Source organism: Pseudomonas sp. TE21394 (assembly GCF_054057835.1).
This window is the reverse complement of sequence record NZ_JBSRZR010000001.1, coordinates 2433741-2458868: the sequence shown is the minus strand read 5'-3', so window position 1 is coordinate 2458868 and position 25128 is coordinate 2433741. Positions and strand designations below refer to the sequence as shown.

Here is a 25128-nt window from a genome sequence, read left to right as displayed (position 1 = left end):
GGAGGATCCTCGCCATGAATGCCTACACCTACCTCGCCATCGCCATTTGCGCCGAAGTCATTGCCACCGCCTCGATGAAAGCGGTCAAGGGCCTGAGCACGCCCTTGCCGCTGTTGCTCATGGTAGTCGGGTATGCCGTCGCATTCTGGATGCTGACCCTGGTGGTACGCAGCATTCCGGTGGGGATCGCCTATGCCATCTGGTCAGGGTTGGGGATCGTGTTGATCAGTGTGGCGGCGCTGGTGATCTATGGGCAGAAGCTGGATGTGCCGGCCATGCTGGGTATGGCGATGATCGTGGGCGGGGTGGTGGTGATTCAGCTGTTTTCGAAGACGGCTGGCCATTGATGTTGCCTGTATACTTGCCAGCTGTCCCAGTTTTCGAGGTACCGCCATGCCATCCGCCATTTCCACTGACGTGCTGATCGTCGGCGCCGGGGTCGCAGGCCTCTGGCTCAATGCCCGCCTGCGCCGCCTGGGCTATTCGACGGTGCTGGTGGAGCGCGCCAGCCTTGGCGGCGAGCAAACCATCAAGTCCCAGGGCATCATCCATGGTGGTACCAAGTATGCCCTGCACGGCGCCCTCACCGGTGCCTCGGAAGCCATCGCCGACATGCCGCGCCGCTGGCGCGAAGCGCTGAATGGCAGCGGCGAGCTGGACCTTACCCATACCCGCCTGCTGTCCGACGCACACTACCTGTGGTCGCCAGGCACCCTGGCCGGCAACCTCACCAGCTTCTTCGCCAGCAAGGCCGTGCGCGGCCGGGTCGACCAGGTCAAGGGCGAGCAACTGCCACCCGCACTGCAGGACCGCGCCTTCAAGGGCAAGGTCTATCGCCTGGCCGAACTGGTCGTCGACGTGCCCAGCCTGCTGGCCAACCTGGCCGAACTGGCGGGTGACAGCCTGCTGGCCGGCGAGCGCATCGAACCGTTGCGCGAGGCTGACGAGCTGGTCGGCCTGCGCGTCGACGGCCGCGACATCCGCGCCCAACGCATCGTGCTCAGCGCCGGCGCCGGCACCGAAGACTTGCTGCATGCCCTGGGCCTGACCCAGCCTGCCATGCAGACCCGCCCGCTGCACATGGTCATGGCCAAAGGTGCCAACCTAAAGCCGCTTTATGCCCACTGCCTGGGCGGCGGACCCAAGCCGCGGGTGACAGTGACCACCCATCCGGCCGCCGATGGCCAGTGGGTCTGGTATATGGGCGGCGACCTGGCAGAGGCCGATGGCGTCGCCCGCGAGCCGTCTGCGCAAATCGTGGCGGCACAGAAGGAAATCGCCAGCCTGCTGCCATGGGTCGACCAGAGCCAGGTGCGCTGGGCCACCCTGCGGGTCAACCGCGCAGAACCGGCGCAGTCGGGCCTGGTGCGCCCGGACAATGCTTTCCTCGCCGACCAGCAGCGCCTGCTGGTCGGCTGGCCGACCAAGCTGGCCCTGGCACCGGACTTCAGCGACCGGGTCATCGCCCACCTGGAGCGCGACGGCATCCGGCCACAGGCCCATGCCGACCTCGCCGACCTGCCGCGCCCACCGCTGGGCGTACCGGCCTGGGAGCAACTGCTGCCATGAGCCTGCCAACCCTGCACGACTTCCACCGCAACCTGGGCAGCACCGGCTTCAGGGTTTCGCCTCTGGGCCTGGGCACGGTCAAGCTGGGCCGCGACCAGGGCGTCAAGTATCCCGCCGGCTTTACCATCCCCGGTGATGACGAAGCCCGCCTGCTGCTGGCCCAGGCTCGCGAGCTGGGCATCAACCTGATCGACACCGCCCCGGCCTATGGTCGCAGTGAAGAACGCCTGGGCCCGCTGTTGCGCGGCCAGCGCGATGAATGGGTGATCGTCAGCAAGGTGGGCGAAGAGTTCGTCAATGGCCAGTCACACTTCGACTTCAGCGCAGCCCACACCCGCCGTTCGGTAGAGCGCAGCCTGCAGCGCCTGGAAACCGACCGTATCGAGCTGGTGCTGGTGCACTCCGATGGCAACGACCTGGCGATCCTCGAACAGCAGGAGGTGTACCAGACCCTCGCCGAACTCAAGCAGGAGGGCAAGATCTGCGGCTATGGCCTGTCTGGCAAGACCGTCGCCGGTGGCCTGAAGGCCCTGGAACAAGGCGACTGTGCCATGGTCACCTACAACCTCAACGAGCAGGCAGAACGCCCGGTGCTGGACTACGCTGCCGAACACGGCAAGGCCATCCTGGTGAAGAAGGCCCTGGCCAGCGGGCATATCTGCCTGGCCCCGGGCGTCGACCCGGTGCAAGCCAGCTTCGAGCTGCTGTTTGCCCATCCGGGCGTCAGCAGTGCTATCGTCGGCACCATCAATCCGCTGCACCTGGCCCACAACGTGGCAACCGTCGCCCGTATTCTTGGCCAGCATTGAGTTGCCCCAGGCCCTCGAGCCTGGAGACTGACCCGACGCAAGGAGGAGCCGCGTGGCGCGAACGCTGATCCGCAAGAACCCGAGCAACTTCAAGACGCTGCCGCTGCATGTCGAGGCCACGCCCGAAGGGCTGATCTACCAGAGCATCGGCATGCCGCTGAATTTCGCCCAGACCCAGCAGCGGCGCAAGGCCATCCAGTTGCCCGATGCGCAGCGCTTCGTGGTGGAGCTGGCCAACCTGGGTGTATCGGTGCGGCTGACCTTGCATTGGCAAAACCGCGATTACTGGGTGTTGGTACGCCAGCGTCGACAGGACCGTGGCGATGTGGTGCTGAAACTGATTTCCGGTTACGTGCCGGCGCAGGAGCTGAACCTGCCGTTGCACACCGCCGTGCAGGAAGTCGCCGAGGAATGCCTGCTGGAAACCCCGGAAGGCTGGCTGGGCGGGCGCTTCAACGATACCTGGCTGCCTGTGCCCTACGCGGCCGCCCTGCACTATCGCGAAAACCCACACTTTGTGCTGACCCCGCAGTCCGGTGCCGCGCGCCCGGTGCATTGCGGCAAATTGATGCTGCTGGAGCGGCCACGTGCTTATGTACACCTTCCTACCGCCTCGTTGCAGCTGATCTATGACATGCGCCTGCAGGTACCTCGGGAAGCCAAGAAGCTCAGCCTGTTCCACGTCGACGAGCGGCTCGAGGGTGACCAACTGGTGGCGCGGCTCAACCGCAAACGGCCGGACCTGTACCTGATGCCTTTGCAGGATGGCCAGCCATTGCCTGAGCTGTATACGCTCAAGAAGGATGAACTGGTGCCGGCAAGCACGCGGGGGCTACACCTGGCTGAAAGTTTTGCTCACCAGGAGGGTTGGATGGTGAAGGAAGAGCGGGTGCGCTGGAAGGATTGGGTGAAGCAGCAGGGGTTAGTGGAAAGCAAGCCGGTGCGAGCCTCGCACCTGCAACGCTTTGGAGACAAGGCGCGGGCGCTGCTGGAGCGGGCGCGTATTTCGCTGCACAAGTGATCAGGGGCCGCCGCGCGGCCCCGGCTTCAGTTCTTGCGGATCTTCTCGACAATCGCCGTGGTCGAGCTGTTCTCGACCAGCCCCAGCACCTTCACGGTACCGCCGTAGGCCTTGACGATATCGGCGCCCACCACCTGGTCGATGCCATAGTCACCACCCTTGACCAGCACATCGGGCTTGACCTGGCTCAGCAGGTTTTCCGGGGTACCCTCGGGGAAGCTGATCACCCAGTCCACTGCTCCCAGCCCGGCCAATACGGCCATGCGCCGGTCGACGCTGTTGATCGGCCGGCCCGGCCCTTTCAGGCGGCTGACCGAGGCATCGTCGTTGACCGCGACGATCAGGCGGTCGCCTTGGGCACGGGCCTGCTCCAGGTAGGTGACATGGCCCGCGTGCAGGATGTCGAAGCAACCGTTGGTAAAGACGATCTTCTCTTTGTGCGCCCGCGCATCATCGATGGCCAGCAGCAACTGCTCCAGGCCCAGCACGCCGCGCTCGGAGCCTTCCTCACGCTGGATGGCCCGGCGCAGCTCAGGGGCGCTGATCGCCGCAGTGCCCAGTTTGCCGACCACGATACCCGCCGCCAGGTTGGCCAGTGCCACCGCGTGCGGCAGGTCCTCTCCGGCAGCGATGGCTGCCGCGAGGGTGGAGATGACGGTATCGCCGGCACCGGTCACGTCGAATACTTCCCGCGCCCGTGCCGGCAAGTGCAGCGCCGGCTGGCCGCTGCGCAGCAGGGTCATGCCGTGCTCGCCACGGGTCACCAGCAGGGCCCCCAGGTCGAGGTCTTGCAGCAACTGCAGGCCCTTGGCGACCAGATCGGCCTCATCGGCGCAACGGCCGACGATGGTCTCGAACTCGCTGAGGTTCGGTGTGATCAGGCTGGCACCGCGGTAGATCGAAAAGTCCTTGCCCTTGGGGTCGGCCAGCACCGGAATGCCCTTGGCCCGCGCCGCCTGGATCAGGCCCTGGTGATTTTTCAGTGCGCCCTTGCCGTAGTCGGACAGGACCAGCACCTTGACGCCCTCGAGCAGGCTGTCGACCTCAGCCCCCAGCGACAGCGGGTCGGTGGCGAACGGTTCTTCGAAATCGATGCGCAGCAGTTGCTGGTGACGGCTCATGACCCGCAGCTTGACGATGGTCGGCTGGTGCGCGATGCGCTGGAACACCGAACGCACGCCGGCGGCCTGCAGGCTGTTGGCCAGGCTGTCGGCGGCCTCGTCCTGGCCGGTGACGCCAATCAGCGAAGCTGGTGCACCCAGGGCGGCAATGTTCAAGGCAACGTTGGCCGCGCCCCCGGGGCGATCCTCGATCTGGTCGACCTTGACCACCGGGACTGGCGCTTCCGGCGAGATACGCGAAGTACCGCCATGCCAGTAGCGGTCGAGCATGACATCGCCGACCACCAGTACCGGGGCTTGATCGAAACGCGGCAGGGACAACTTCATGGGCAACCCATATGGAAATAATGAACAGGGGCAGGATATTAGCACAGGGTTGAGAACGGCTTTACGGCCAGATCACCCTGGGAAAATTCCCGTGACAATCGGGGCCGTGATGGCCCCGATCAACGAGGGGTTCAGGTGATATCGGCCTTGGCCTGCTCATCCAGGCCCATGGCATGCAGGCGGGCATAATGGCCATTAGCCGCAAGCAGCTCGGCATGGGTGCCACGTTCGACCAGGCGGCCCTGGTCCATGACCAGGATCTGGTCGGCCTTCTCGATGGTCGACAGACGGTGGGCAATCACCAGCGTGGTCCGGCCTTGCATCACGTGGTCCAGGGCAGCCTGGATATGCCGCTCGGACTCGGTATCCAGCGCCGAAGTGGCTTCGTCGAGGATCAGCAGCGGTGCGTTTTTCAGCAGCGCCCGGGCGATGGCCAGGCGCTGGCGCTGGCCGCCGGAAAGCAGGACGCCGTTTTCACCCACTTCGGTATCGAAGCCTTTCGGCAACCGGTCGACGAACTCCTTGGCATAGGCATCGGCCGCAGCAGCTTCGATGGCGGCGCGCGGTGCGCCGGCCAGGTCGCCATAGGCGATGTTGTTGGCCACGGTATCGTTGAACAGGGTGACGTGCTGGGTCACCTGAGAAACATGGCGGCGCAGGTTGCGCAGGCGATAGTTCTCGATTTCCACGCCGTCGAGCAGGATCTGCCCCTGGTCGTGGTGATAGAACCGCGGGATCAGCGCTGCCAGGGTCGATTTGCCGCTGCCGGAGCGGCCCACCAGGGCAATCATCTGCCCAGGCTCGGCGACGAAGCTGATGTCGCTGAGCACCTCGCGATCAGTGCCCGGGTAGGTGAAGCTCAGGTTGCGTACCTCCAGGCGTCCTTCAACCCGCTCTTTCTCGACGGTGCCGGTGTCCACTTCAGGCGCTTCGTCCAGTTGCTCGAAGATGCTCTCGGCTCCGGCCAGGCCCTTCTGGATTGTCGAACTTACCTCGGAAAGCTGGCGAATCGGCTTGGGCAGCAAACCAGCAGCGGTGATATAGGCCACCAGGTCACCGGCGGTGGACTCGCCGCGCAGGAACAGCACCAGGAACATCAGCGCAGCCATGGCGATGTAGATCACCAGCTGCAGCATCGGCGTGTACAACGAACCGGTCTTGGTCATGCGCAACTGCTTGTCGGTGTTGCTCTGGCTGGCCTTGCCGAAACGCTGCTCCTCGTAGGCCTCGCCGCCGAAGCTGCGCACCACGCGGTAGCCTTGGATGGTTTCCGAAGCGACATGAGTGACGTCGCCCATGGCCACCTGGATCTTCTTGCTCTGCTTGCGGAATTTCTTGCTGGCGACACTGACCATTACCGCGATCAACGGCAGGATGGCAATCATCACCAGGGTCAGGTGCCAGTTCATCCACAGCAGGTAGGCGAACAGGAACACCACGGTCAGACCTTCGCGGATCACGACCTTGATTGCATCGGTGGCCGCACCGGTGACCATGGTCACGTTGAAGGTGATGCGCGAAATCAGGTGCCCGGAGTTGTGGTTGTCGAAGTAGCGGTTGGGCAGGACCAGCAGCTTGTTGAACAACTCCACGCGCAGGTCGTGCACCAGGCACAAGGAAACCTTGGCCAGAAAGTAGTTGCCAAGGAACGAACCCAGGCCCTGCCACGCGGCAATGAGGATGATCAGCAGCGGTACGGCCTGCAGCAACTGCAGGTCACGCAGGTAGGGAACGTTGGGGAACAACACCGCTTCGGGGTTGCTCAGCCCATCGACGAAGTACTTGAGGATGCCGGCCAGCATCGGCTGGGTCGAGGCAAAGATCACGAAACCAACGATGCTCAGCAGGAAAATGCCGACATAGGGTTTCACATAGCTCAGCAGCCGGAAGTAGATCTTCAGGCTGGAGGTGTGTTCCGCCGGTCGCGGTGTTTCGGCCATTATCGAGCTCGCTGTTCAGGTTGAACCGGCAATTTTACCACAGGCGACATTTTCGGCACGCCCCCACGGCAGCAACATGGCCAGGCCCACGGGCAGCCAGCTGATGAACCATTCGGCACGTGGGGTACCGGTGAGGCTGGCGGCATCGAACTGCATGGCCAGGGTCGAATAAACCCAGAAGCCGAGCAGGATCTTGCCGAACAGTGTGTTGCGTGCACGTACGATTTCACCCAGCGTGTACAGCCATACCAAAACCCACAGCACCATACCGGGCAGGCCGATTTCCACCGCGATATGGGTGAACATGTTATGGGTGTGGTCGAAGTGCTTGCCCACCGCACTCACGTCGTAGGCTGCCCCCAGGCCGAGACCGGTCCACGGATGTGCCGCAATCATGTCGACCACGGCACGGAAGATTTCCGGCCGGTAGGACGAGCCGCGCTGGGTGATCAGGTCATACACCAGGTAGAAGGCCAGACCAGTGGCAGTGGCCGCCAGGATCGAAAACACCCGGCTATGCCAGTCACGGAACCACAGCGGGGCCAGGATCACGGTCAGCACCAGAGCCAATACCGCGCCACGGCTCTGGCTGAGCATGGCGAACGCGCCCAGACAGGCCAGCGCTGCCAGCCACAACAGCTGCAGGCCGCGTTGCCGTGGCGGCAGGTAGAGCAGGAAGAGCACGGCCGAGCCGATGACATAAGCACCCAGGATCGGGTGCGATATTTCACCGATGCCTTGCAGGCGAGCCAGCAAAGGCTCGCCCTGCATGCCATAGAAACGGATCACGGAGACCAGCGCGGCAACGGCCAGCAATGCGCTGCCGGCCAGCAACAACTGGCGAATGCGTGCCTGGCCAAGCTGTGCCAGCAGTGGAAACGCCAGCAGGAAGATCAGGATGTAAAGCAACCGCTTGGCCTCTCGCCCCGGATCTTCTGCTATCGACCATGTCAGGCTCAGCCCGCTCCATGCCAACAGCAACAGCACGCTGCCCCACAAAGCTGGCTGATGCTTCCAGGCCTGCACCAGGACATGCCTGGCGGACCAGGCCAGGACCAGCGTGGGCAACCACAGGAACAACACCAGGCCTTGCTGATAAATCTTGTTGCTGGGTGCCAGGGCGATGGCCGCCAGGAACCAGACCAGACCCAAGCCCAACCAGGCTCGAGCCCAGCTTTTTCGATACAACATCCTCTTCCCCCGATGAATCAAATACACCATCCATGGTGCTACTGCATTATTTTCGGCATTATTGCCGGTCATTTTGTTCGCCAGACGACAAGGCCCTATTCATGCAATGCTCCCGGCTCCCCCAGGTCGACTTCGATCAGCTGACACAAGGCGCTCAGGTGCTTGAGGCAGATAGCCATGGCGCCAAAGTCTACCTTCTCGCGGATGGTAATTTCCTCAAGGTTTTTCGTCGCAAGCGCCTGATTTCATCTGCACTGCTGCGTCCGTACTCGCAGCGCTTCGTCGACAATGCCGCACGCCTGGCGCAAATGGGCATTCCCACCCTGGAAGTGATCAGCCAGCACAAGCTCGACCTGCCAGGTCGCACTGCGGTGCTGTATCGCCCGCTGCCAGGGCGGACCTTGTTGCAGATGTCGCGCGACGACGGTTTCAGCTGGGATATCTACCTGCCGCGCCTGATCGAGCTGATCCGCCAGTTGCATCGCAGCGGCGTGTACTTCCGCTCCCTGCACTTGGGCAATGTGGTGGTTACCCCCGACCATCAGCTGGGCCTGATCGACGTGGCGGACATGCGTTTCCTGCGCGCGCCATTGTCGGCGCGCATGATTCGTCGCAACGTGCAGCACATGGTGCGCTACATCGAGCGGGAGAACCTCGGTGACCGGTTCCCCGTTGCCGCCTTCGAGGCAGCCCTGCTGGCGCGCTGAAGGTCAACCGCGCAGCAGGTTATGCGAGCCGTTGCTGAACGCTTGCCAGGCCTGCTCCGGGGCCAGCGCCTGGCGCTGCCGGGCGGCCGCTGCAGGGCCATCGAGCGTCGCGCATTGCTCGATCGCCTTGGCCCAGGCGTCTTCATCGGCAATTGGCAGGTAGCAACCCGTGTCCCGCAACTGCTCACGGAATACCTGCAGGTCGCTGCAGACCACCGGCACATCGGCCATGACCGCTTCCTGCACTACCAGCCCCAGTCCTTCGGAACGCGAAGGGACCATGAGCCAGTCGAATGCACGGTACAGTTGCTGCAGGTCGTCGCGGTGACCGCTCAGGTGTACGCGCCCGGCCAGGCCCAGCGCGTCGATACGCGCCTGCAGCGCCGCATGCAGCGGGCCTTCACCGATGATCGCCAATTGCAGCCCCGGCTGGCGCGCGCTGGCCTTGGCAAAGGCCTCGATCAGCATCTCGAAGCCTTTGCTCTCCACCAGCCGCCCGACCGCACCCAGTAGCAAACCGCTGGCCGCTGGCAAGTCCAGCGCTTGTCTGGCCGCTTCGCGGCTCAACAACGGCTCGGCGAAAGCCCGCGGATCCAGGGCCATGCGCAACGTCTGCACGGGCCTGCCCAGATCGTTTTCAAGCGCCGCCGCGAGCGTCTGGGAAACAGCGGCAATGCTCAGCCGCTCTGCCGGGAACATGCGTAGCAGGCGCAAATCACTGGCACTCAGCCGCGTCTTGCCATGGAACAGTACCTTGGCGCGCAGCCGCGGAACCTGCTGCAGCAACGGCAACACCAGCCGCGCCACGCCGACGCCGTCGAGCAGCACCACTTCGGCCTGGGCCTCGTCCAGCGCCTTGCGCAAGCGCATGCGTAACCATGGACGCAAAAGGCGCCACAGGTGCCGCCCTTTCAGGGCCCGTGACGGCATGTGCCACTCCCGGGTCGAGCCGAGCCCACAGCAGAGCCCGCTACCGAGCAGTAGCCAGTTACTGATACGGGCATCGGCACCCGCGTGCGATAATACTTGCCGATGCACCTTGTGGATGGACATGTACGGCGTTCCACCCGCCCACATCATATTGACGATGTTCATGGGTCCGCTCCCGCTCATGTCAGGTGGGACAGCGACTTCATTGAACAAATAGGGTGATTGCCATGCCGATTACGGCACCTGCCACCAACGTCAATGCCAACTTGATCCGATCCCGCTTACGACGCTTTGCCTTGCGCTCCACTTCGATGGGCAAGGTCACATGGTTACCAAACCCGGTGTGCAATACTGCATCACCCTCCAGGGTGACCGCTGTCAGATTTAACTCAGCATAGCGTCGGGAAAGAGCCTTTTCCCCAGAATAGGCGGCAAATGGCGCGCAGCGCTGGTAGTCGGCCAGCCGACGCAACCCTGGGTTGAGCGAAAAGGCCTGCCACTCGGCCTTCTCGGACAGCAGCGGATAACAAGGCACACCGGCGATCACCTGACGATCGCCCAGGTGGATATAGGGGCTGTGGATGGCCAAGTCATGGGCGTGGCTGCGCAGCCACACCTGCAACAGGTCGGGGCTGGCCTGCAGAATGGCCCGCGAGTCTTCGACGAAGCCCTGGCGGTAGAAATGCCAGTCATCCTCGCAGTGGAAGATGTACGGCGTCCTGACGTGGCTGTAGGCCAGGTCGATGGACGGCAACTGACCGAGCTTGGGCCGGTTGACGAACACCTTGCAGTGCGGTTTCCAGTGCTCCGGCACAGCGGCGTGCACGGCATCGTCACCGGAATCCTCGGTGATGAATACCTCACGAATGGGCGCGGTGTTGTAGCGATCGAAACTCTCAAGGGTATCTTTGAGCAGATCGAACCGCCCACAGCTGGTCACGACGAGCGTGACATCACTATCATTTGAAAAGCGCACCGGACTCCCTCCGCCTTGCGACTATCGACTTTCAACACCCGCTCCGTACGGGCGAAAGTTCTTGTGTTAGATGCCCAGCTTCAGGCGCAGCCGCTGCCATGCAGACAACGGCGGATGGGGCCTGAGCGCCGGGCGCATGTGGTCGACGATGCTACGTCCAACGGCCCCGAAACTGAAACGGGAAACCGCCAGATGGCGACCATTTTCTGCAATCTGCCGGGCCAGTGCAGGGTCCGCACGCAAGCAGCGGAGTTTTTCCTGAAGGGTCGGGATGCTGTCATAAAACACCACGTTGTGCATGTCCTGCAGGCCCAGCGCGCGGTTTTCTGCCTCGCCCTGGTCGTACGCCAGCAACACACAGCCGCAGGCCATGGCTTCGAAGTTCTTGATCATGTATTCGCCCATGCCGACATCGGCACTGACGAAGAAGCGGATACGATTGAGCGTGTTGCAGTAGTCCTCGCCCGATTTGGTACGGGTCACCACCAGGTTCTCCACCCGGCCCAGCTCGTCCAGCAGCGCCTTGCGTCCGCTATAGGCGACACTGTTGGTGCTGCCGACAAACGCCAGCTCGATGTCACGCTCGCGCCCCTGGTCACTGAGCAAGTGCTCGTCGTAACCCTTGGGCACGAACACGGCATCGAACCCTTCCTGGCGCAGGCGCTCGCTGACCATGTACCCGGAGCTGATCACCCGCGCCCATGGCAGTTGGCGATAATGCGCACTGAACTTGCCGGTGTACTTGCACGGGATGTAGTTCTGGTAGGCATCATGTTCGAGAATGACCAGGTTCGGCACCGTGCGGATGAACGCCACCTGGCGAATCTCTTGCTTGAAGCGCAGGAAGAACAGGATGCGGTCATAGCGCTCGACCTGCACTTCCCGCTTGAAATAGCGACGCAGGTTACGCTGGTCTTCGCTGGTCAGCCAGCGCAGGTCACATTCGCAGTTGGCCGCGACGCCATCGTACAGGCGGTCGAGAATGGCCCGCTGTTCCTTCTGCACCAGAAATAGGACTTTCATTGCTTTCCTTGGGCGCTCTGCGCCATCGCGGTCAACCATGGGGTCTACAGCTCGCGCCGCCAGAACAGTTCATGGCGGCGCACGGCCTTGCGGAAGAACTCGTTCTCCCCGTAAGGCGATGGTCTCCGTCCGGCCAGCCAACGCTGCAACCAGCGGCGCACTCGGCGCTTGAACGGCGCGGGCGGCTGCAGGTCGTGCATCATGCCCAGGGCCATGGCCTTGTCGCGTTGGGTCGCCAGGTCGAGCACCAGGCTACAGGGCGCCCAGGCCTGATCAGCGCTCATCTGCGGTGGCAACGCCACGCCATCGCCACTGTCACCCATCGGCCAACGGTCGTTGTCATGCAGGTGGTTGGCATAGCAGAGCAAGGTTTGCGGCTGCCAGGCCAGGCCTTGCAAGGCCTCCAGCACTGCGGCCTGGGCGCAGACGTGGTCGGGGTGCGGGTCGAGCTGCGGGTGCGGCATCACCAGCACTTGCGGCCTGACCATTTCCAGCAAGGTCCGCAGGTCGGCAAGCAGGTTGTGCCAGGTCGGCGCGCCATCGCCATCGGCCGGCAGTGGGAACGGGTTGAACTGGCGGAACATACGGATATCGGCGAGTCCAGCCTCACGGGAAGCGGCCGGCTGGTCTGGCGCGGCCTGCATGGCGGGCAGTTGCAGGCAGAAATAACCCAGTTGCACGCAATGCGATTCCGGGACGCCGGCCCAGCGTGGCACGGCGATGCTGTCCCAGGCCCGCAAGCGGCCTTTCAGCCGTGCAGCCTCGGCCTTGGCCAGGCCCATCTGCTGGTAGTGTTCAGCCTCGATCTCACCGGCGGTCAGGGTCACCACCCAGGTTTCGTCAGCCTGGCTGTAGAGACCATAAGCGGCCAGCTCGGCGTCATCGGCATGCGGCGCAATCACCATGACCCGGCGCCGTTGCAGCTCGACCGGCGGGGTTATCCACAGGCGCGGCTGGCCTTGCAACCGGCAATGACGGCCACGCAGGCGCAACGAACCGGCTTGCAAAGGTGCCGCCAGGCCGCTCAGGTTGAGGAACCGCATGCCATCGACACCGCGCTCGAAGGTTTGCCGGTCGTCCTGCCCGGTAGCCAGCAGTTCGACCCGAGGGTCGAAGAAGCGCCCGAGCCAGGTGCTTTTCACGCGCAACTCGAGGATCAAGGTTTCGTTGCCCTGCAGCACGCAATCGGCCTTGAGCAGGCCAGCGTCCAGGCTGGCGGCAACCGGCCGGGCCTGGTCGCCGAAGTCATAGGCGTAGTCCTCGCTGGGCGCATAGAACAGATGGTCGGCAAACCAGGCTTCATGGCCCGCCCACAACAGCGGCAACAGCAGCAGCGGCAGCCACCACCAGGTGAATAGCCCCAGGGCAACCAGCGCAACCACGCCCACCAGCAGGCCCAGGCGCTTGTTGCGCCGATGGCGTTTGAGCAACTGCTGCTTGCGGCTCACGCCTGGTATACCGACACGGGGTTGCACCAGCGGTCCTTGTACTCGCGGTCGGCACGACCGAACGAGAACCGCAGCGGCTTGTTGCGCGCCCGGGCATCCTCCCAGGCAGCCTGGGTGTTGAGGAAGCTCAAGACGCTACCGGGGCTGAAGGCCTTGGTTTGCGGGTCGACACCACCATTGATGTATTCGACGCTGATCCACTCCGGCGCTTCGACACGGTACACCAGCTGGATCGCAATCGGCTTGCCATCCAGCAGCAGCACCGAACCGATCAGCAGCTCGCGCAAGCGCTCCAGCACATCGGCCATGCGCTCGGCCCCGGTGGCCGGGAAGCCCCAGCGACGCTGGAACAGGTCGCAGTACATGCTGGCAATCTCCTGCGCGCTGAAGTCGCCGATCGGACGCACCACCCCGCCCGCCTCTTCCAGCAGGCGCAGCTCGCGGCGCTGGTTGTAGCGGAACTTCTTCGACAGCTCTTCCGGTGCACGCGCCATGGCCAACTGTTCCTTCTGCGCCTTGAGGCCACTGAAGCGGCCCTGGTTCAGTTCGGACAGGTAACGCGCCGTATGGCGCAACGGCGCTGCGGCATCGGCCGCCGCCGGCAGGATGATTTCGGCATTGCCCAGGTCGAACAGGGCTTTCTTGCCGGTACGCTTGAGCACATCCTTGGACAGCGCCAGGTGGTGGCCCCAGGCCGGGATGGCTGCCTTCAGCACGCCAGCCTGATGCCACCCCAGGTAACGCACCGGCAGCTGCGCCAGGTCGGCCAGTTGTTCGACGACCAGCGGATGGGTAGCGACGCTGCCGCCAAAGCGGGTCCATGCCTCGGCGTAGGCTTTGGCGTCGATGGTTTGCCAACCGCGTTCGCGGAAGGCCTGAATACGGTTGAGCATCAAGCCTTCCCTACCAGAGAACGGACTTGCGGCAGCTGCCAGAAGGCTTCGCGCACCGCCTGGTCGGAGAAGCGCTCACGCAGACGCTGCAGCATGTGCGCGGTACAGGCCTGGCGCTGCGGCTCATCAAGCACGGCCATGTGCTTCAGGCCTTGGGCCAGCTGGCCGGCATCGCCCAGCGGGAACAGCACGCCGACACCCTCGACCACTTCGCGCGCACCGCCACAGGCCGTTGCCAGCACGGGAACTCCGGCGGCCATCGCCTCGAGCAGGACCATGCCGAACGGCTCATGGTCGGAACTGAGGGCAAACACGTCGAACGCCTGGAAATAACGGCGTGCGTCGGGCACCTGGCCAAGGAAGTCCACTTGCCCGGCAACGCCCAGTTCGGCGGCCAGGGCCTTGAGCCTGACCTCCAGGCGGCCCTTGCCGAGGATCGCCAGACGTGCACCGGCCGGCAGCCCCGGCAGCGCTTCGGCAAAGCCACGCAACAGGGTGGCCTGGTCCTTGTCCGGGTGCAGGCGCCCGACATTGCCGACAATCCATGCCTGCGCATCCAGGCCCAGGGCCTGACGGGCTTCGGCGCGTGGCACCAGGGCCGCTTGCAGGGCTTCGATGTCGATGCGGTTGTAAAGGGTCTGGATACGTTCGGCTGGCCACTTCGGCAGGCAGCTGCGCATCTCGTCACGCACTGCGTCTGATACCCCGAGCAGGCTCAGGCGCTGGCTGAACAGGTTGGCGAACAGGCGGCGGCCCTTGCGCTGGTAGTCGCCAAAGGCATGGTGCACGCCGATCACCGGCAAGCCGGTACCCAGCAGCGCCACGTAGATCGGCTTGAAGCGATGGGCAATGCAGAAGGTGAAATTGCGCTCGGCGGCAATCCGCCGCAACGCGCGGATGGCGCCGAGCTTCAGGCCGCGCACGGCCTTGGAGCTGAATTCCAGGAACAGTACCTCGTCCGAGGCGCAGCCGGCCGCCACTTGCGGGTCGGCAGCGCCGGTGAGGAACACCGTGATCACCTGGTAGCCATGCCCCTGGAACAGGCTGGCGTACTGACGGGCGCAGTCCAGGAACGGCCCGTCATAGCCATGGCAGAACTGCAGGACGCGCGGTTCAGAGCGGCTGGTCATACAGGGCTGCGCCGTCCTTCACCACCAGGATGTCCTCCATGATGAGGTACTGCAGATCCGAGCCGAAGAACATGTTCAAGGCGTCGGTCGGCGAGCAGATCATCGGTTCACCACGGCGGTTCAACGAGGTGTTGAGCGACACGCCATTGCCAGTCAGGTCCTCCAGCGCCTTCATCATGTCGTAGTAGCGCGGGTTGTATTCGCGCTTGAGCACCTGGGCCCGCGACGTGCCATCCTCGTGGACCACTTCCGGCACACGGGTCTTCCACTCTTCAGCCACTTCGAAGGTGAAGGTCATGAACGGCGCCGGGTGGTCGACCTTGATCATCTGCGGGGCGACGGTGTCGAGCATCGACGGGCAGAAAGGCCTCCAGCGTTCGCGGAACTTGATCTGCTCGTTGATGCGGTCGGCCACGCCCGGCACGCTCGGGCAACCGATGATCGAACGGCCACCCAGCGCACGCGGGCCGAACTCCATGCGGCCCTGGAACCAGGCCACCGGGTTGCCATCGACCATGATCCGGGCAATGCGCTGCGGCATGTCGTCGAGCCTGCGCCACTTCGGCGCGTTCGGGTGGCGGGCACAGGCAGCGATCACGTCTTCGTTGGAATACGACGGGCCGAGGTAGACGTGTTCCATCTTCTCGACCGGTACGCCACGGGCGTGGGAAACGTAGGCTGCAGCGCCCACGGCGGTGCCGGCGTCACCGGAGGCTGGCTGTACGAACAGCTCCTTCACATCGGAACGGGCGATGATCTTCTGGTTGAGCTTGACGTTCAGCGCACAGCCGCCAGCGAAGGCCAGCTTGCCGGTTTCACGCAGGGTGTCGCCCAGGTAATGGTCGATCATCTGCAGGGCGATTTTCTCGAACAGCGCCTGCATGCTGGCTGCGTAATGGATGTACGGCTCATCGGCGATGTCGCCCTCGCGCTTGGGGCCGAGCCATTCGATCAGTTTCGGCGAGAAGTAGAAGCCCTTGCCCTTCTCCTTGTAGCGGCGCAGCCCGATCACGTTGGCGTATTCGGTGTTGATCACCAGCTCGCCGTTTTCGAAGCTGGCCAGGCGCGAGAAGTCGTATTTGCTGGCGTCGCCATACGGCGCCATGCCCATGACCTTGAACTCGCCGTCGAGCATCTCGAAACCGAGGAACTCGGTGATTGCGCCGTACAGGCCACCGAGCGAGTCCGGGTCGAAGAATTCCTTGATCTTGTGAATCTTGCCGTTTTCGCCGTAGCCAAAGAAGGTGGTGGCATATTCGCCTTTACCGTCGATGCCGAGAATTGCGGTCTTTTCCTTGAAGCCCGAGCAGTGGTAAGCGCTGGAGGCGTGGGCCAGGTGGTGCTCGACCGGCTCGATCTTGACCTTTTTCGGGTCGAAGCCCAGCTGCTCCAGGCACCAGACGATCTTCTTGCGGTAGCGCTTGTAGCGGCGGTTTCCCATCAGGATGGCGTCGAGGGCACGATCCGGGGCGTACCAGTAACGCTTGGCATAGTGCCAGCGTGCCTTGCCGAACAGGCTGATCGGGGCGAACGGGATGGCTACCACGTCGACATCGGATGGCTTGATGCCGGCCTGCTCCAGGCAGAACTTCGCCGACTCGTAGGGCATGCGGTTCTTCGCATGCTTGTCACGCACGAAGCGCTCTTCTTCGGCGGCGGCAACCAGCTTGCCGTCTATGTACAGGGCCGCGGAAGGGTCATGGCTAAGGGCGCCGGACAGGCCAAGAATCGTCAATGCCAAGGGATCAGCCTCTTCATTCGTAGAAATGCGCCAGCGGCCCAGCGGGCGGGTGGCGGCTAAAGGGCGGGATTATAACGCAAACATGTGCACAACGCGGCAACCCGTACCGCCCCCATTGCCGGCAAGCCAGTACAGGCAGGCAAGATAAGCTTATTCAGCGATCAACCAGTCCATGCGGTAGCTGCCGGCGGTCTGCGCCAGCTCCTTGGCCAGCCAGGGCAGCAGCTCCTTCAGTTCGTCCTCCAGCCCCCATGGCGGGTTGGCGATGGCCAGGCCCGAACCATTCAGGCCCTGCGGGCTGTCCTGGTGGTGCACGTACAGCTCGACACGCAGCAGCTTCGGTGCGCCGGTGCTGGTCAGGTCCTGGTAGAAACGGGTCAGCGAGCGCTGATCCTTGATCGGATACCAGATGGCCGCGACCGTCTGGCGCATGCGGCTGATCGCTTCTTTCATCGCCGTGGTGCAGCGCTTCAGTTCATCAGCCTGTTCAAATGGCGGGTCGATCAGCATGATCGCGCGCTTTTCCTGCACCGGCAGCAGGGCTCGCGGCACATGCCAGCCTTCGCCCAGGTGCACGACCACACGCGGGTCCTTCTTCATGTTCTCCTTGAGCAGCGGCCCGTCTTCGGGATGCTTCTCGTTGAGCAGGGCGCGATCCTGCTGGCGCATCAGGCGGCGGGCCAGCTCGGGCGAACCGGGGTAATAGCGCAACTCGCCATCGGCGTTCAGGCGCTTGATGATGCGCAGGTAGTCAGCAGCCATGGCCGGCAGGTCGTCGCGGCTCCACAGGCGGGCCACCCCTTCCAGGTATTCGCCGGTCCGGGTTGCCTGGTCACCTTGCAGGTCGTACAAGCCGAGCCCTGCGTGGGTATCGATGTAGGCGAACGGCTGCTCCTTGCGCGACATCAGGGCGATGAGGCGGGTCAGCACAATGTGCTTGAGGACGTCGGCGTGGTTGCCGGCGTGGAAGGCGTGACGATAATTCATGGCAACTCCTGCGGGGGCGGCAAGTTTACCTTGCCTTGCAGGCGGAGTCAGGCCTGGCTGTCGATCAGCGACGCCCGCCAGGCAGGCGCCGCCGTTTCAACCGGTGTTACTTGTCAGCGTGATACGCCGCATCAGCCGTTTCGAAGCGCTGTACCATCGCTTTCGAAGGGCTGCCCAGCTTGCTCACCACAACGATGGCAATGCTGGCGAACAGGAAGCCCGGGATGATTTCGTACAGCCCGAGGGTGTCGAAGTTCTTCCACAGGATCACGGTCAGCGCACCGACCACGATACCGGCCAGTGCGCCGTTACGGGTCATGCCTTTCCACAGTACCGAAATCAGCACTACCGGGCCGAATGCGGCACCGAAACCAGCCCAGGCGTATGCCACCAGGCCCAGTACACGGTTTTCCGGATTGGCGGCCATGGCGATGGCGATCAGCGCTACGGCCAGGACCATCAGGCGACCGACCCACACCAGCTCGACTTGCGAAGCGTTCTTGCGCAGGAAAGCCTTGTAGAAGTCTTCGGTCAGGGCGCTGGAGCAAACCAGCAGCTGGCAGCTCAGGGTACTCATCACCGCCGCCAGGATGGCCGACAGCAGCACACCGGCGATCCACGGGTTGAACAGAATCTTGGCCAGCTCGATGAACACACGCTCGTGGTTTTCGGTGACCGGGCCTGCCAGCTCGGGGTGCGCCGAGAAGTAGGCAATGCCGAAGAAGCCCACGGCGCAGGTGCCAGCCAGGCACAGGATCATCCAGGTCATGGAGATGCGGCGGGCGTTGGCGATCGATTTAACCGAGTCGGCTGCCATGAAACGCGCCAGGATGTGCGGCTGGCCGAAGTAGCCCAGGCCCCAACCCATCAGCGAAATGATGCCGATGAAGGTCGCGCCCTTGAACATGTCGAAGTGAGCCGGATTCACCACCTCGATAGCGGCGAAGGTCTGATCGAAGCCGCCGGTGGAGATCAGCACGATCACCGGGGTGAGGATCAGCGCGAAGATCATCAGCGATGCCTGCACGGTGTCGGTCCAGCTCACCGCCAGGAAGCCACCAATGAAGGTGTAGGCAATGGTCGCCGCCGCACCGGCCCACAGGGCGGTTTCATAGGACATGCCAAAGGTGCTTTCGAACAGACGGGCACCGGCTACGATGCCAGAAGCGCAGTAGATGGTGAAGAACACCAGGATCACGATGGCCGAAATGATTCGCAGCAGGCCGCTGTGGTCTTCGAAACGGCTGGAGAAGTAGTCCGGCAGGGTCAGTGCATCGCCGTTGTGCTCGGTCTGCACGCGCAGGCGGCCAGCGACGAACAGCCAGTTCAGGTAGGCGCCGACGGTCAGGCCGATGGCGATCCAGGCCTCGGACAAACCAGCGAAGTAGATGGCGCCCGGCAGGCCCATCAGCAGCCAGCCACTCATGTCGGAAGCACCGGCGGAGAGCGCGGTAACCACGCTGCCCAGGCTGCGACCGCCAAGAATGTAGTCGGAAAGGTTCTTGGTGGAGCGATAGGCCGCGAAGCCGATCAGCACCATTGCCGCGATGTAGATCACGAACGTGATCGTTAGTGGGTTGCCCATATGTGTGCCCTGGCGTTTGTTTTTATCTCATGCACAACCGCAGCATGGCGGTTGCACCCAGGCGGCGAATGCTATTCAACAACGTGAAGCGGGTGCAACCATTTTCACCGAGAAGTTGCACCTGCCGGAGCATTTTCCGATAAAGCCGATTTTTTGCTCCTTTTTGGAGCAAACAGACTGGTTTTCAGAATAAAACGCACCGAAAACACGCCTTTCACATGTCCGTGATCGACCAGCTGACGAGTTGCACCTTTTTCATCGAAAATTAGGGTTGCACCTGGTTGCACCCGAATTGTCCTACAGCTACTCTTGGCGCCAGCTTAGGCCACAACCGTGGCAATAACGAGGATAAGAAATGGCGACGACCACCCTTGGGGTCAAACTCGATGACCCGACCCGTGAGCGACTCAAGGCAGCTGCGCAGTCCATTGACCGCACGCCGCACTGGTTGATCAAGCAAGCGATCTTCAACTATCTGGAGAAGCTCGAGGGTGGTGCCACCCTGACCGAACTCAACGGTCACGCCAGCAACCTGGCCGACGACGCCGGCGAAATCCAGCCCGACCACAGTCACCAGTGCTTCCTCGAGTTCGCCGAGAGCATCTTGCCGCAGTCGGTGCTGCGCTCGGCGATTACCGCCGCCTACCGCCGCCCCGAACAGGAAGTGGTGCCGATGCTGCTGGAGCAGGCTCGCCTGAGCGCGCCGCTGGCCGAGGCGACCAACAAGATGGCCGCCGGCCTCGCCGAAAAACTGCGTAACCAGAAGAGCGCCGGTGGCCGTGCCGGTATCGTCCAGGGCCTGCTGCAGGAGTTCTCGCTGTCGTCCCAGGAAGGCGTGGCACTGATGTGCCTGGCCGAAGCGCTGCTGCGCATCCCCGACAAGGGAACCCGTGACGCACTGATCCGCGACAAGATCAGTACCGGTAACTGGCAGCCCCACCTGGGCAACAGCCCGTCGCTGTTCGTCAACGCGGCTACCTGGGGCTTGCTGCTGACCGGCAAGCTGGTGTCCACCCACAACGAATCCGGCCTTACTGCCTCGCTCACCCGCATTATCGGCAAGAGCGGCGAGCCGATGATCCGCAAGGGCGTCGACATGGCCATGCGCCTGATGGGCGAGCAGTTCGTCACCGGCGAAACCATCGCCGAAGCCTTGGCCAATGCCAGCCGCTTCGAGTCCAAAGGCTTCCGCTACTCCTACGACATGCTCGGCGAAGCCGCACTGACCGAGCACGACGCGCAGAAGTACCTGGCGTCCTATGAACAGGCCATCCACTCGATCGGCAAGGCTTCCCATGGCCGTGGCATCTATGAAGGGCCGGGCATCTCGATCAAGCTGTCGGCCCTGCACCCGCGCTACAGCCGCGCCCAGTACGAGCGCGTGATGGAGGAGCTGTACCCGCGCCTGCTGTCGCTGACCCTGCTGGCCAAGCAGTACGACATCGGCCTGAACATCGACGCCGAGGAAGCCGACCGCCTGGAGCTGTCGCTCGACCTGCTCGAGCGCCTGTGCTTCGAGCCTTCGCTGGCCGGCTGGAACGGTATCGGCTTCGTCATCCAGGCCTACCAGAAGCGCTGCCCTTATGTGATCGACTATGTCATCGACCTGGCCAAGCGCAGCCGCCACCGCCTGATGATCCGCCTGGTAAAAGGTGCCTACTGGGACAGCGAGATCAAGCGTGCCCAGGTCGAGGGCCTGGAAGGCTACCCGGTCTACACCCGCAAGGTGTACACCGACGTGTCCTACGTCGCCTGCGCCCGCAAGCTGCTGGCCGTACCCGAGGCCATCTATCCGCAGTTCGCCACCCATAACGCCCATACCCTGTCGGCCATCTATCACATCGCCGGGCAGAACTACTACCCGGGCCAGTACGAGTTCCAGTGCCTGCACGGCATGGGCGAGCCACTGTACGAGCAAGTGGTCGGCAAGATTTCCGAAGGCAAGCTGAACCGCCCGTGCCGCGTCTATGCACCGGTCGGCACCCACGAAACGCTGCTGGCCTACCTGGTCCGCCGCCTGCTGGAGAACGGCGCCAACACCTCGTTCGTCAACCGCATCGCCGACCATTCGATCTCCATCCAGGAACTGGTCGCCGACCCCGTCGCCAGCATCGAGCGCATGGGCACCCAGGAAGGCAGCATCGGCCTGCCGCACCCGCGCATCCCGCTGCCGCGTGAACTGTATGGCAGCGAGCGGGCCAACTCGGCCGGCATCGACATGGCCAACGAACACCGCCTGGCGTCGCTGTCTTGCGCCATGCTGGCCACCGCCCACAACGACTGGAAAGCCGCCCCGCTGCTGGCTTGCGCCGCCAGCGAGAGCGCTGCCGTAGCCGTACTGAACCCGGCGGACCACCGCGACGTGGTCGGCCATGTGCAGGAAGCCACTGTCGCCGACGTCGACAACGCCATCCAGTGCGCCCTGAATGCCGCACCGATCTGGCAGGCCACCCCGCCGGCCGAACGTGCTGCCATCCTGGAACGCACCGCCGACCTGATGGAGGCCGAGATCCAGCCGCTGATGGGCCTGCTCATCCGCGAAGCCGGCAAGACCTTCGCCAACGCCATCGCCGAAGTGCGTGAAGCGGTAGACTTCCTGCGCTACTACGCGGTGCAGGCACGCAACGACTTCAGCAACGACGCCCACCGCCCACTGGGCCCGGTGGTGTGCATCAGCCCGTGGAACTTCCCGCTGGCGATCTTCACCGGCCAGGTGGCCGCGGCCCTGGCCGCCGGCAACCCGGTGCTGGCCAAGCCGGCCGAGCAGACCCCGCTGATCGCCGCCCAGGCCGTGCGCCTGTTGCTGGAAGCCGGCATTCCGGAAGGCGTGCTGCAACTGCTGCCAGGCCGTGGCGAAACCGTCGGTGCCGGCCTGGTCGGTGATGAGCGCGTCAAGGGCGTGATGTTCACCGGCTCCACCGAAGTCGCCCGCCTGCTGCAGCGCAACGTCGCCGGCCGCCTGGACAACCAGGGCCGCCCGATCCCGCTGATCGCTGAAACCGGTGGCCAGAACGCGATGATCGTCGACTCCTCGGCGCTGACCGAACAGGTAGTGATCGACGTGGTGTCCTCGGCGTTCGACAGCGCCGGCCAGCGTTGCTCGGCACTGCGCGTGCTGTGCCTGCAGGAAGACTCCGCCGACCGTGTGATCGAAATGCTCAAGGGAGCCATGGCCGAAAGCCGCCTGGGTAGCCCGGACCGCCTGGCCGTCGACATCGGCCCGGTGATCGACGCTGAAGCCAAGGCTGGCATCGAGAAGCACATCCAGGGCATGCGCGAGAAAGGCCGCCCGGTCTACCAGGTGGCGATTGCCGATGCCGCCGAGATCAAGCGCGGTACCTTCGTCATGCCGACCCTGATCGAACTGGAAAGCTTCGACGAACTGAAGCGCGAAATCTTCGGCCCGGTGCTGCACGTGGTGCGCTACAACCGCCGCAACCTCGACCAACTGATCGAGCAGATCAACAACTCCGGTTACGGCCTGACCCTCGGCGTGCACACTCGCATCGACGAGACCATCGCCAAGGTGGTGGAAACCGCCAATGCCGGCAATATGTACGTCAATCGCAACATCGTCGGTGCCGTGGTCGGTGTGCAGCCGTTCGGTGGTGAGGGCCTGTCCGGTACCGGCCCGAAAGCCGGCGGCCCGCTGTACCTGTACCGCCTGCTGTCGACCCGCCCGGCCGACGCGATTGGCCGCCATTTCCAGCAGCAGGATGGCGAAGGCAAGCCGGACCGCACCCTGCACGAGCAGCTGATCAAGCCGTTGCACGGCCTGAAAGCCTGGGCCGAGAGCAACCAGCATGCCGACCTGGCCGCGCTGTGCAGCCAGTTTGCCAGCCAGTCGCAGAGCGGCATTGCCCGCCTGCTGCCAGGCCCGACCGGCGAGCGCAACAGCTACACCATCCTGCCGCGCGAGCACGTGCTGTGCCTGGCCGACAACGAAGCCGACCTGCTGGCGCAGTTCGCCGCAGTGCTGGCTGTGGGCAGCTCGGCGGTGTGGGTAGACGGTGAACCTGGCAAGGCCCTGCGCGCTCGCCTGCCGAAAGAGCTGCAGGCCAAGGTCAAGCTGGTGGCGGACTGGAGCAAGGACGAAGTGGCATTCGACGCCGTGATCCACCATGGCGACTCGGACCAGCTACGCGGCGTGTGCCAGCAGGTGGCCAAGCGTGCCGGGGCGATCGTCGGTGTGCACGGGCTGTCCAGCGGCGATCATCAGATTGCGCTGGAGCGCCTGGTGATCGAGCGGGCGGTGAGTGTTAACACTGCGGCGGCGGGTGGTAACGCCAGCCTGATGACCATTGGCTGATAGCTGAGGGTTGTTGAAGAGAAAGGAGAGCTTCGGCTCTCCTTTTTTTATGGGCGCTGAGTTGAAAATCAGGCCTTCTTCCTGCCCAACTCAGTATCATCCATGAGCGCTTTGTCCATCACATCGCCAGAGCCACCAGAGACACCAGCTTTTGCCTCCCTCCGAAAGTAGCATCAGCCCAAGCCACACCGAATAACCCATATTGGAAACCAGCATCGGCCAAACCAGGATTGTGGATATCGAAGGAACGAAAAAAAACATACGAAAGGGGATCTGCACCATCGCCAGGTAGATGGCCACCCGACAACGCAGAAGAAACAAAACGCAAGTCGCGATCAAGGAGAGCTGCAGAGCCAGGCCCAGCCAGACTATGAACTCCAGCCCTCCTCCCCAGTTCTGCATGTTGTGCAATCCATCGTTGAAATCCGTCCAGAAAGGTATTGCGCCTCGCGCCATGCTGCGAAGGACGTAAAGAACGAGGTAGAACGCATCCATGCCTCCCCAGAACAGGAAAGCGGTTCTACGTATGCTCAAGCTCGAGCTCTCCAACGTCACCTCCAGTTTTCGCAGATGTACCGCTTTCTGTAGGAGCGGTCTCGCGTGGCGAAACGGCCGCAACACGGCCTCAGCAATTTCATCTGTGAAGTGAAGCCCAGGGCCGCTTCTGCACGGAGCAGCGAATCCGCTCAGACCATTGATGAAAGTGCGATCAAAGCAAACAGCTGTGCTGTTGTAAGCGAGATACACAATAACATCCAAAGCCAATTGGCCAGCGTGAAACGGCTGTTGGCCAAGCCGTATTTGTCACCTGCGCTAAAGTTGGTGCCTTTTTGCATGGGTACCAGAACGATCAGCCAGGCAGCATGAGACACCAGCCCCGCAAAATAGGCTTCCCACGGTTGGTTCTCCAGAACAATGCTGGCAACCACCCAAACAACGCACATAACGTAATAGCCCAGCGTGAGCCCCAGGATGGACCATGGATAGCTTCTACCTGAGTCGCGAATATGGTCATTCACCCTTCTCAATAATGGGTAGATGAAGAACACAGCAAAAGCGCTTCGCCAGAACGGGCTGACCTTCTCACCTGTTCTGGCTCCATATAGCTTCCAACTTTGATAGAAACAATACAGCCAGTAGAAGCCCATGGTGAAGAAGGTCATTACGCCAAACTTCATAGGCGAAACTACGAAGAAGGGCACCTGATCGCGTTGGCCATCTGTCAAGTCATTACTGTGGACATCACTCATCTGAAACGCCGCCTTGTGAAAACCAAAGAGCACATTCAAGGCCAAATGCCACTTGGTCCGCGATAGTCCAAATCCACTCCGACTTGTGGGAAACGTCTCGGTTTTTTCGGCGTCTGTTCGGCCTTTCTCGTGACCCCTACTGGTAATGCGCAGGTCCCGGCATCAACACAC

Annotated in this window: 21 protein-coding genes; 6 read left to right on the top strand and 15 right to left on the bottom strand. The window is 63.1% G+C overall.

Going from position 1 to position 25128, the window contains the following annotated elements:
• Positions 1–14 precede the first annotated feature (14 nt).
• From ACVWZT_RS11335 to ACVWZT_RS11320, 4 genes are read left to right on the top strand one after another with little or no spacing between them, the layout of a single operon-like run.
• Positions 15–347 carry a DMT family transporter gene (locus tag ACVWZT_RS11335; protein WP_225779464.1) on the top strand — a complete coding sequence of 111 codons (333 nt, stop codon included), beginning with the start codon at positions 15–17 and terminating at the stop codon, positions 345–347.
• A 46-nt stretch (positions 348–393) separates the two neighbouring features.
• Positions 394–1569, top strand: coding sequence for an NAD(P)/FAD-dependent oxidoreductase (locus ACVWZT_RS11330; protein ID WP_296233830.1), 1176 nt, complete (start codon positions 394–396; stop codon positions 1567–1569).
• A complete protein-coding gene (locus ACVWZT_RS11325) occupies positions 1566–2378 on the top strand; it encodes an aldo/keto reductase (RefSeq protein ID WP_457469372.1) in 813 nt (270 codons plus the stop codon). Before ACVWZT_RS11330 ends, ACVWZT_RS11325 begins: the two co-directional genes overlap by 4 nt.
• Positions 2379–2430: 52 nt before the next feature.
• On the top strand, positions 2431–3399 hold the full coding sequence (locus tag ACVWZT_RS11320; protein WP_457469370.1) for a metal ABC transporter ATPase: 969 nt from the start codon (positions 2431–2433) through the stop codon (positions 3397–3399).
• A 26-nt stretch (positions 3400–3425) separates the two neighbouring features.
• On the opposite strand, the gene hldE is transcribed toward ACVWZT_RS11320, so the two are convergent.
• The 3 genes from hldE to ACVWZT_RS11305 all read right to left on the bottom strand — a co-directional run bounded on the left by hldE (position 3426) and on the right by ACVWZT_RS11305 (position 7978).
• Positions 3426–4847 carry a bifunctional D-glycero-beta-D-manno-heptose-7-phosphate kinase/D-glycero-beta-D-manno-heptose 1-phosphate adenylyltransferase HldE gene (gene hldE, locus ACVWZT_RS11315; RefSeq protein ID WP_296233827.1) on the bottom strand — a complete coding sequence of 474 codons (1422 nt, stop codon included), beginning with the start codon at positions 4845–4847 and terminating at the stop codon, positions 3426–3428.
• Positions 4848–4978: 131 nt separating this feature from the next.
• A complete protein-coding gene (gene msbA / locus ACVWZT_RS11310; RefSeq protein WP_296233825.1) occupies positions 4979–6787 on the bottom strand; it encodes a lipid A export permease/ATP-binding protein MsbA in 1809 nt (602 codons plus the stop codon).
• Positions 6788–6802: 15 nt separating this feature from the next.
• On the bottom strand, positions 6803–7978 hold the full coding sequence (locus ACVWZT_RS11305; protein ID WP_457469368.1) for an O-antigen ligase family protein: 1176 nt from the start codon (positions 7976–7978) through the stop codon (positions 6803–6805).
• 101 nt (positions 7979–8079) lie between these two features.
• On the opposite strand from ACVWZT_RS11305, the gene ACVWZT_RS11300 reads away from it, so the two are divergent.
• Positions 8080–8685 carry a toluene tolerance protein gene (locus tag ACVWZT_RS11300; protein WP_296233823.1) on the top strand — a complete coding sequence of 202 codons (606 nt, stop codon included), beginning with the start codon at positions 8080–8082 and terminating at the stop codon, positions 8683–8685.
• Between the two features lie 3 nt (positions 8686–8688).
• Here the strand turns inward: ACVWZT_RS11300 and ACVWZT_RS11295 are convergent, their stop codons facing one another.
• The 10 genes from ACVWZT_RS11295 to ACVWZT_RS11250 form a co-directional block, all read right to left on the bottom strand.
• Positions 8689–9780, bottom strand: a complete 1092-nt coding sequence (locus ACVWZT_RS11295; protein ID WP_296233821.1) for a glycosyltransferase — start codon at positions 9778–9780, stop codon at positions 8689–8691.
• A 37-nt stretch (positions 9781–9817) separates the two neighbouring features.
• Positions 9818–10591 carry a glycosyltransferase family 2 protein gene (locus ACVWZT_RS11290; RefSeq protein WP_296233819.1) on the bottom strand — a complete coding sequence of 258 codons (774 nt, stop codon included), beginning with the start codon at positions 10589–10591 and terminating at the stop codon, positions 9818–9820.
• 66 nt (positions 10592–10657) lie between these two features.
• Positions 10658–11614, bottom strand: coding sequence for a glycosyltransferase family protein (locus ACVWZT_RS11285; protein WP_457469365.1), 957 nt, complete (start codon positions 11612–11614; stop codon positions 10658–10660).
• A gap of 44 nt (positions 11615–11658) precedes the next feature.
• Positions 11659–13062 (bottom strand): PIG-L deacetylase family protein, encoded by a 1404-nt coding sequence (locus ACVWZT_RS11280; protein ID WP_296233963.1) that lies wholly within the window; start codon positions 13060–13062, stop codon positions 11659–11661.
• Positions 13059–13955: an antimicrobial resistance protein Mig-14 gene (locus tag ACVWZT_RS11275; RefSeq protein ID WP_457469364.1), complete on the bottom strand. Its 897-nt coding sequence runs from the start codon at positions 13953–13955 to the stop codon at positions 13059–13061. The genes ACVWZT_RS11280 and ACVWZT_RS11275 overlap by 4 nt, the downstream gene beginning before the upstream one ends.
• Complete coding sequence (locus tag ACVWZT_RS11270) at positions 13955–15085, bottom strand: glycosyltransferase (protein WP_457469362.1); 1131 nt, start codon at positions 15083–15085, stop codon at positions 13955–13957. The genes ACVWZT_RS11275 and ACVWZT_RS11270 overlap by 1 nt, the downstream gene beginning before the upstream one ends.
• Complete coding sequence (locus ACVWZT_RS11265) at positions 15069–16826, bottom strand: carbamoyltransferase family protein (RefSeq protein WP_457469360.1); 1758 nt, start codon at positions 16824–16826, stop codon at positions 15069–15071. The genes ACVWZT_RS11270 and ACVWZT_RS11265 overlap by 17 nt, the downstream gene beginning before the upstream one ends.
• Positions 16827–16976: 150 nt before the next feature.
• Positions 16977–17813 carry a 23S rRNA (adenine(2030)-N(6))-methyltransferase RlmJ gene (locus ACVWZT_RS11260; RefSeq protein WP_296233813.1) on the bottom strand — a complete coding sequence of 279 codons (837 nt, stop codon included), beginning with the start codon at positions 17811–17813 and terminating at the stop codon, positions 16977–16979.
• 106 nt (positions 17814–17919) lie between these two features.
• Positions 17920–19398 (bottom strand): sodium/proline symporter PutP, encoded by a 1479-nt coding sequence (gene putP / locus ACVWZT_RS11255; RefSeq protein WP_296233812.1) that lies wholly within the window; start codon positions 19396–19398, stop codon positions 17920–17922.
• Positions 19399–19502: 104 nt separating this feature from the next.
• Positions 19503–19685 carry a hypothetical protein gene (locus ACVWZT_RS11250; protein WP_457469358.1) on the bottom strand — a complete coding sequence of 61 codons (183 nt, stop codon included), beginning with the start codon at positions 19683–19685 and terminating at the stop codon, positions 19503–19505.
• Between the two features lie 68 nt (positions 19686–19753).
• On the opposite strand from ACVWZT_RS11250, the gene putA reads away from it, so the two are divergent.
• A complete protein-coding gene (gene putA, locus ACVWZT_RS11245; RefSeq protein WP_296233808.1) occupies positions 19754–23707 on the top strand; it encodes a trifunctional transcriptional regulator/proline dehydrogenase/L-glutamate gamma-semialdehyde dehydrogenase in 3954 nt (1317 codons plus the stop codon).
• Between the two features lie 96 nt (positions 23708–23803).
• Here the strand turns inward: putA and ACVWZT_RS11240 are convergent, their stop codons facing one another.
• Both ACVWZT_RS11240 and ACVWZT_RS11235 read right to left on the bottom strand, forming a co-directional pair.
• On the bottom strand, positions 23804–24202 hold the full coding sequence (locus ACVWZT_RS11240) for a hypothetical protein (protein ID WP_457469357.1): 399 nt from the start codon (positions 24200–24202) through the stop codon (positions 23804–23806).
• 191 nt (positions 24203–24393) lie between these two features.
• Positions 24394–24957 (bottom strand): hypothetical protein, encoded by a 564-nt coding sequence (locus tag ACVWZT_RS11235; protein ID WP_457469355.1) that lies wholly within the window; start codon positions 24955–24957, stop codon positions 24394–24396.
• Positions 24958–25128 lie beyond the last annotated feature (171 nt).

Bases quoted from the DNA above. Each gene is read 5' to 3' on its own strand.
- ACVWZT_RS11305 (WP_457469368.1), bottom strand. From the start codon at position 7,978: ATGTTGTATCGAAAAAGCTGGGCTCGAGCCTGGTTGGGCTTGGGTCTG.
- msbA (WP_296233825.1), bottom strand. From the start codon at position 6,787: ATGGCCGAAACACCGCGACCGGCGGAACACACCTCCAGCCTGAAGATC.
- ACVWZT_RS11325 (WP_457469372.1), top strand. From the start codon at position 1,566: ATGAGCCTGCCAACCCTGCACGACTTCCACCGCAACCTGGGCAGCACC.
- ACVWZT_RS11330 (WP_296233830.1), top strand. From the start codon at position 394: ATGCCATCCGCCATTTCCACTGACGTGCTGATCGTCGGCGCCGGGGTC.
- ACVWZT_RS11285 (WP_457469365.1), bottom strand. From the start codon at position 11,614: ATGAAAGTCCTATTTCTGGTGCAGAAGGAACAGCGGGCCATTCTCGAC.
- ACVWZT_RS11235 (WP_457469355.1), bottom strand. From the start codon at position 24,957: ATGAGTGATGTCCACAGTAATGACTTGACAGATGGCCAACGCGATCAG.
- ACVWZT_RS11270 (WP_457469362.1), bottom strand. From the start codon at position 15,085: ATGACCAGCCGCTCTGAACCGCGCGTCCTGCAGTTCTGCCATGGCTAT.
- ACVWZT_RS11300 (WP_296233823.1), top strand. From the start codon at position 8,080: ATGCAATGCTCCCGGCTCCCCCAGGTCGACTTCGATCAGCTGACACAA.
- ACVWZT_RS11335 (WP_225779464.1), top strand. From the start codon at position 15: ATGAATGCCTACACCTACCTCGCCATCGCCATTTGCGCCGAAGTCATT.
- putP (WP_296233812.1), bottom strand. From the start codon at position 19,398: ATGGGCAACCCACTAACGATCACGTTCGTGATCTACATCGCGGCAATG.
- ACVWZT_RS11240 (WP_457469357.1), bottom strand. From the start codon at position 24,202: ATGGATGCGTTCTACCTCGTTCTTTACGTCCTTCGCAGCATGGCGCGA.
- hldE (WP_296233827.1), bottom strand. From the start codon at position 4,847: ATGAAGTTGTCCCTGCCGCGTTTCGATCAAGCCCCGGTACTGGTGGTC.
- ACVWZT_RS11295 (WP_296233821.1), bottom strand. From the start codon at position 9,780: ATGAACATCGTCAATATGATGTGGGCGGGTGGAACGCCGTACATGTCC.
- ACVWZT_RS11275 (WP_457469364.1), bottom strand. From the start codon at position 13,955: ATGCTCAACCGTATTCAGGCCTTCCGCGAACGCGGTTGGCAAACCATC.
- ACVWZT_RS11260 (WP_296233813.1), bottom strand. From the start codon at position 17,813: ATGAATTATCGTCACGCCTTCCACGCCGGCAACCACGCCGACGTCCTC.
- putA (WP_296233808.1), top strand. From the start codon at position 19,754: ATGGCGACGACCACCCTTGGGGTCAAACTCGATGACCCGACCCGTGAG.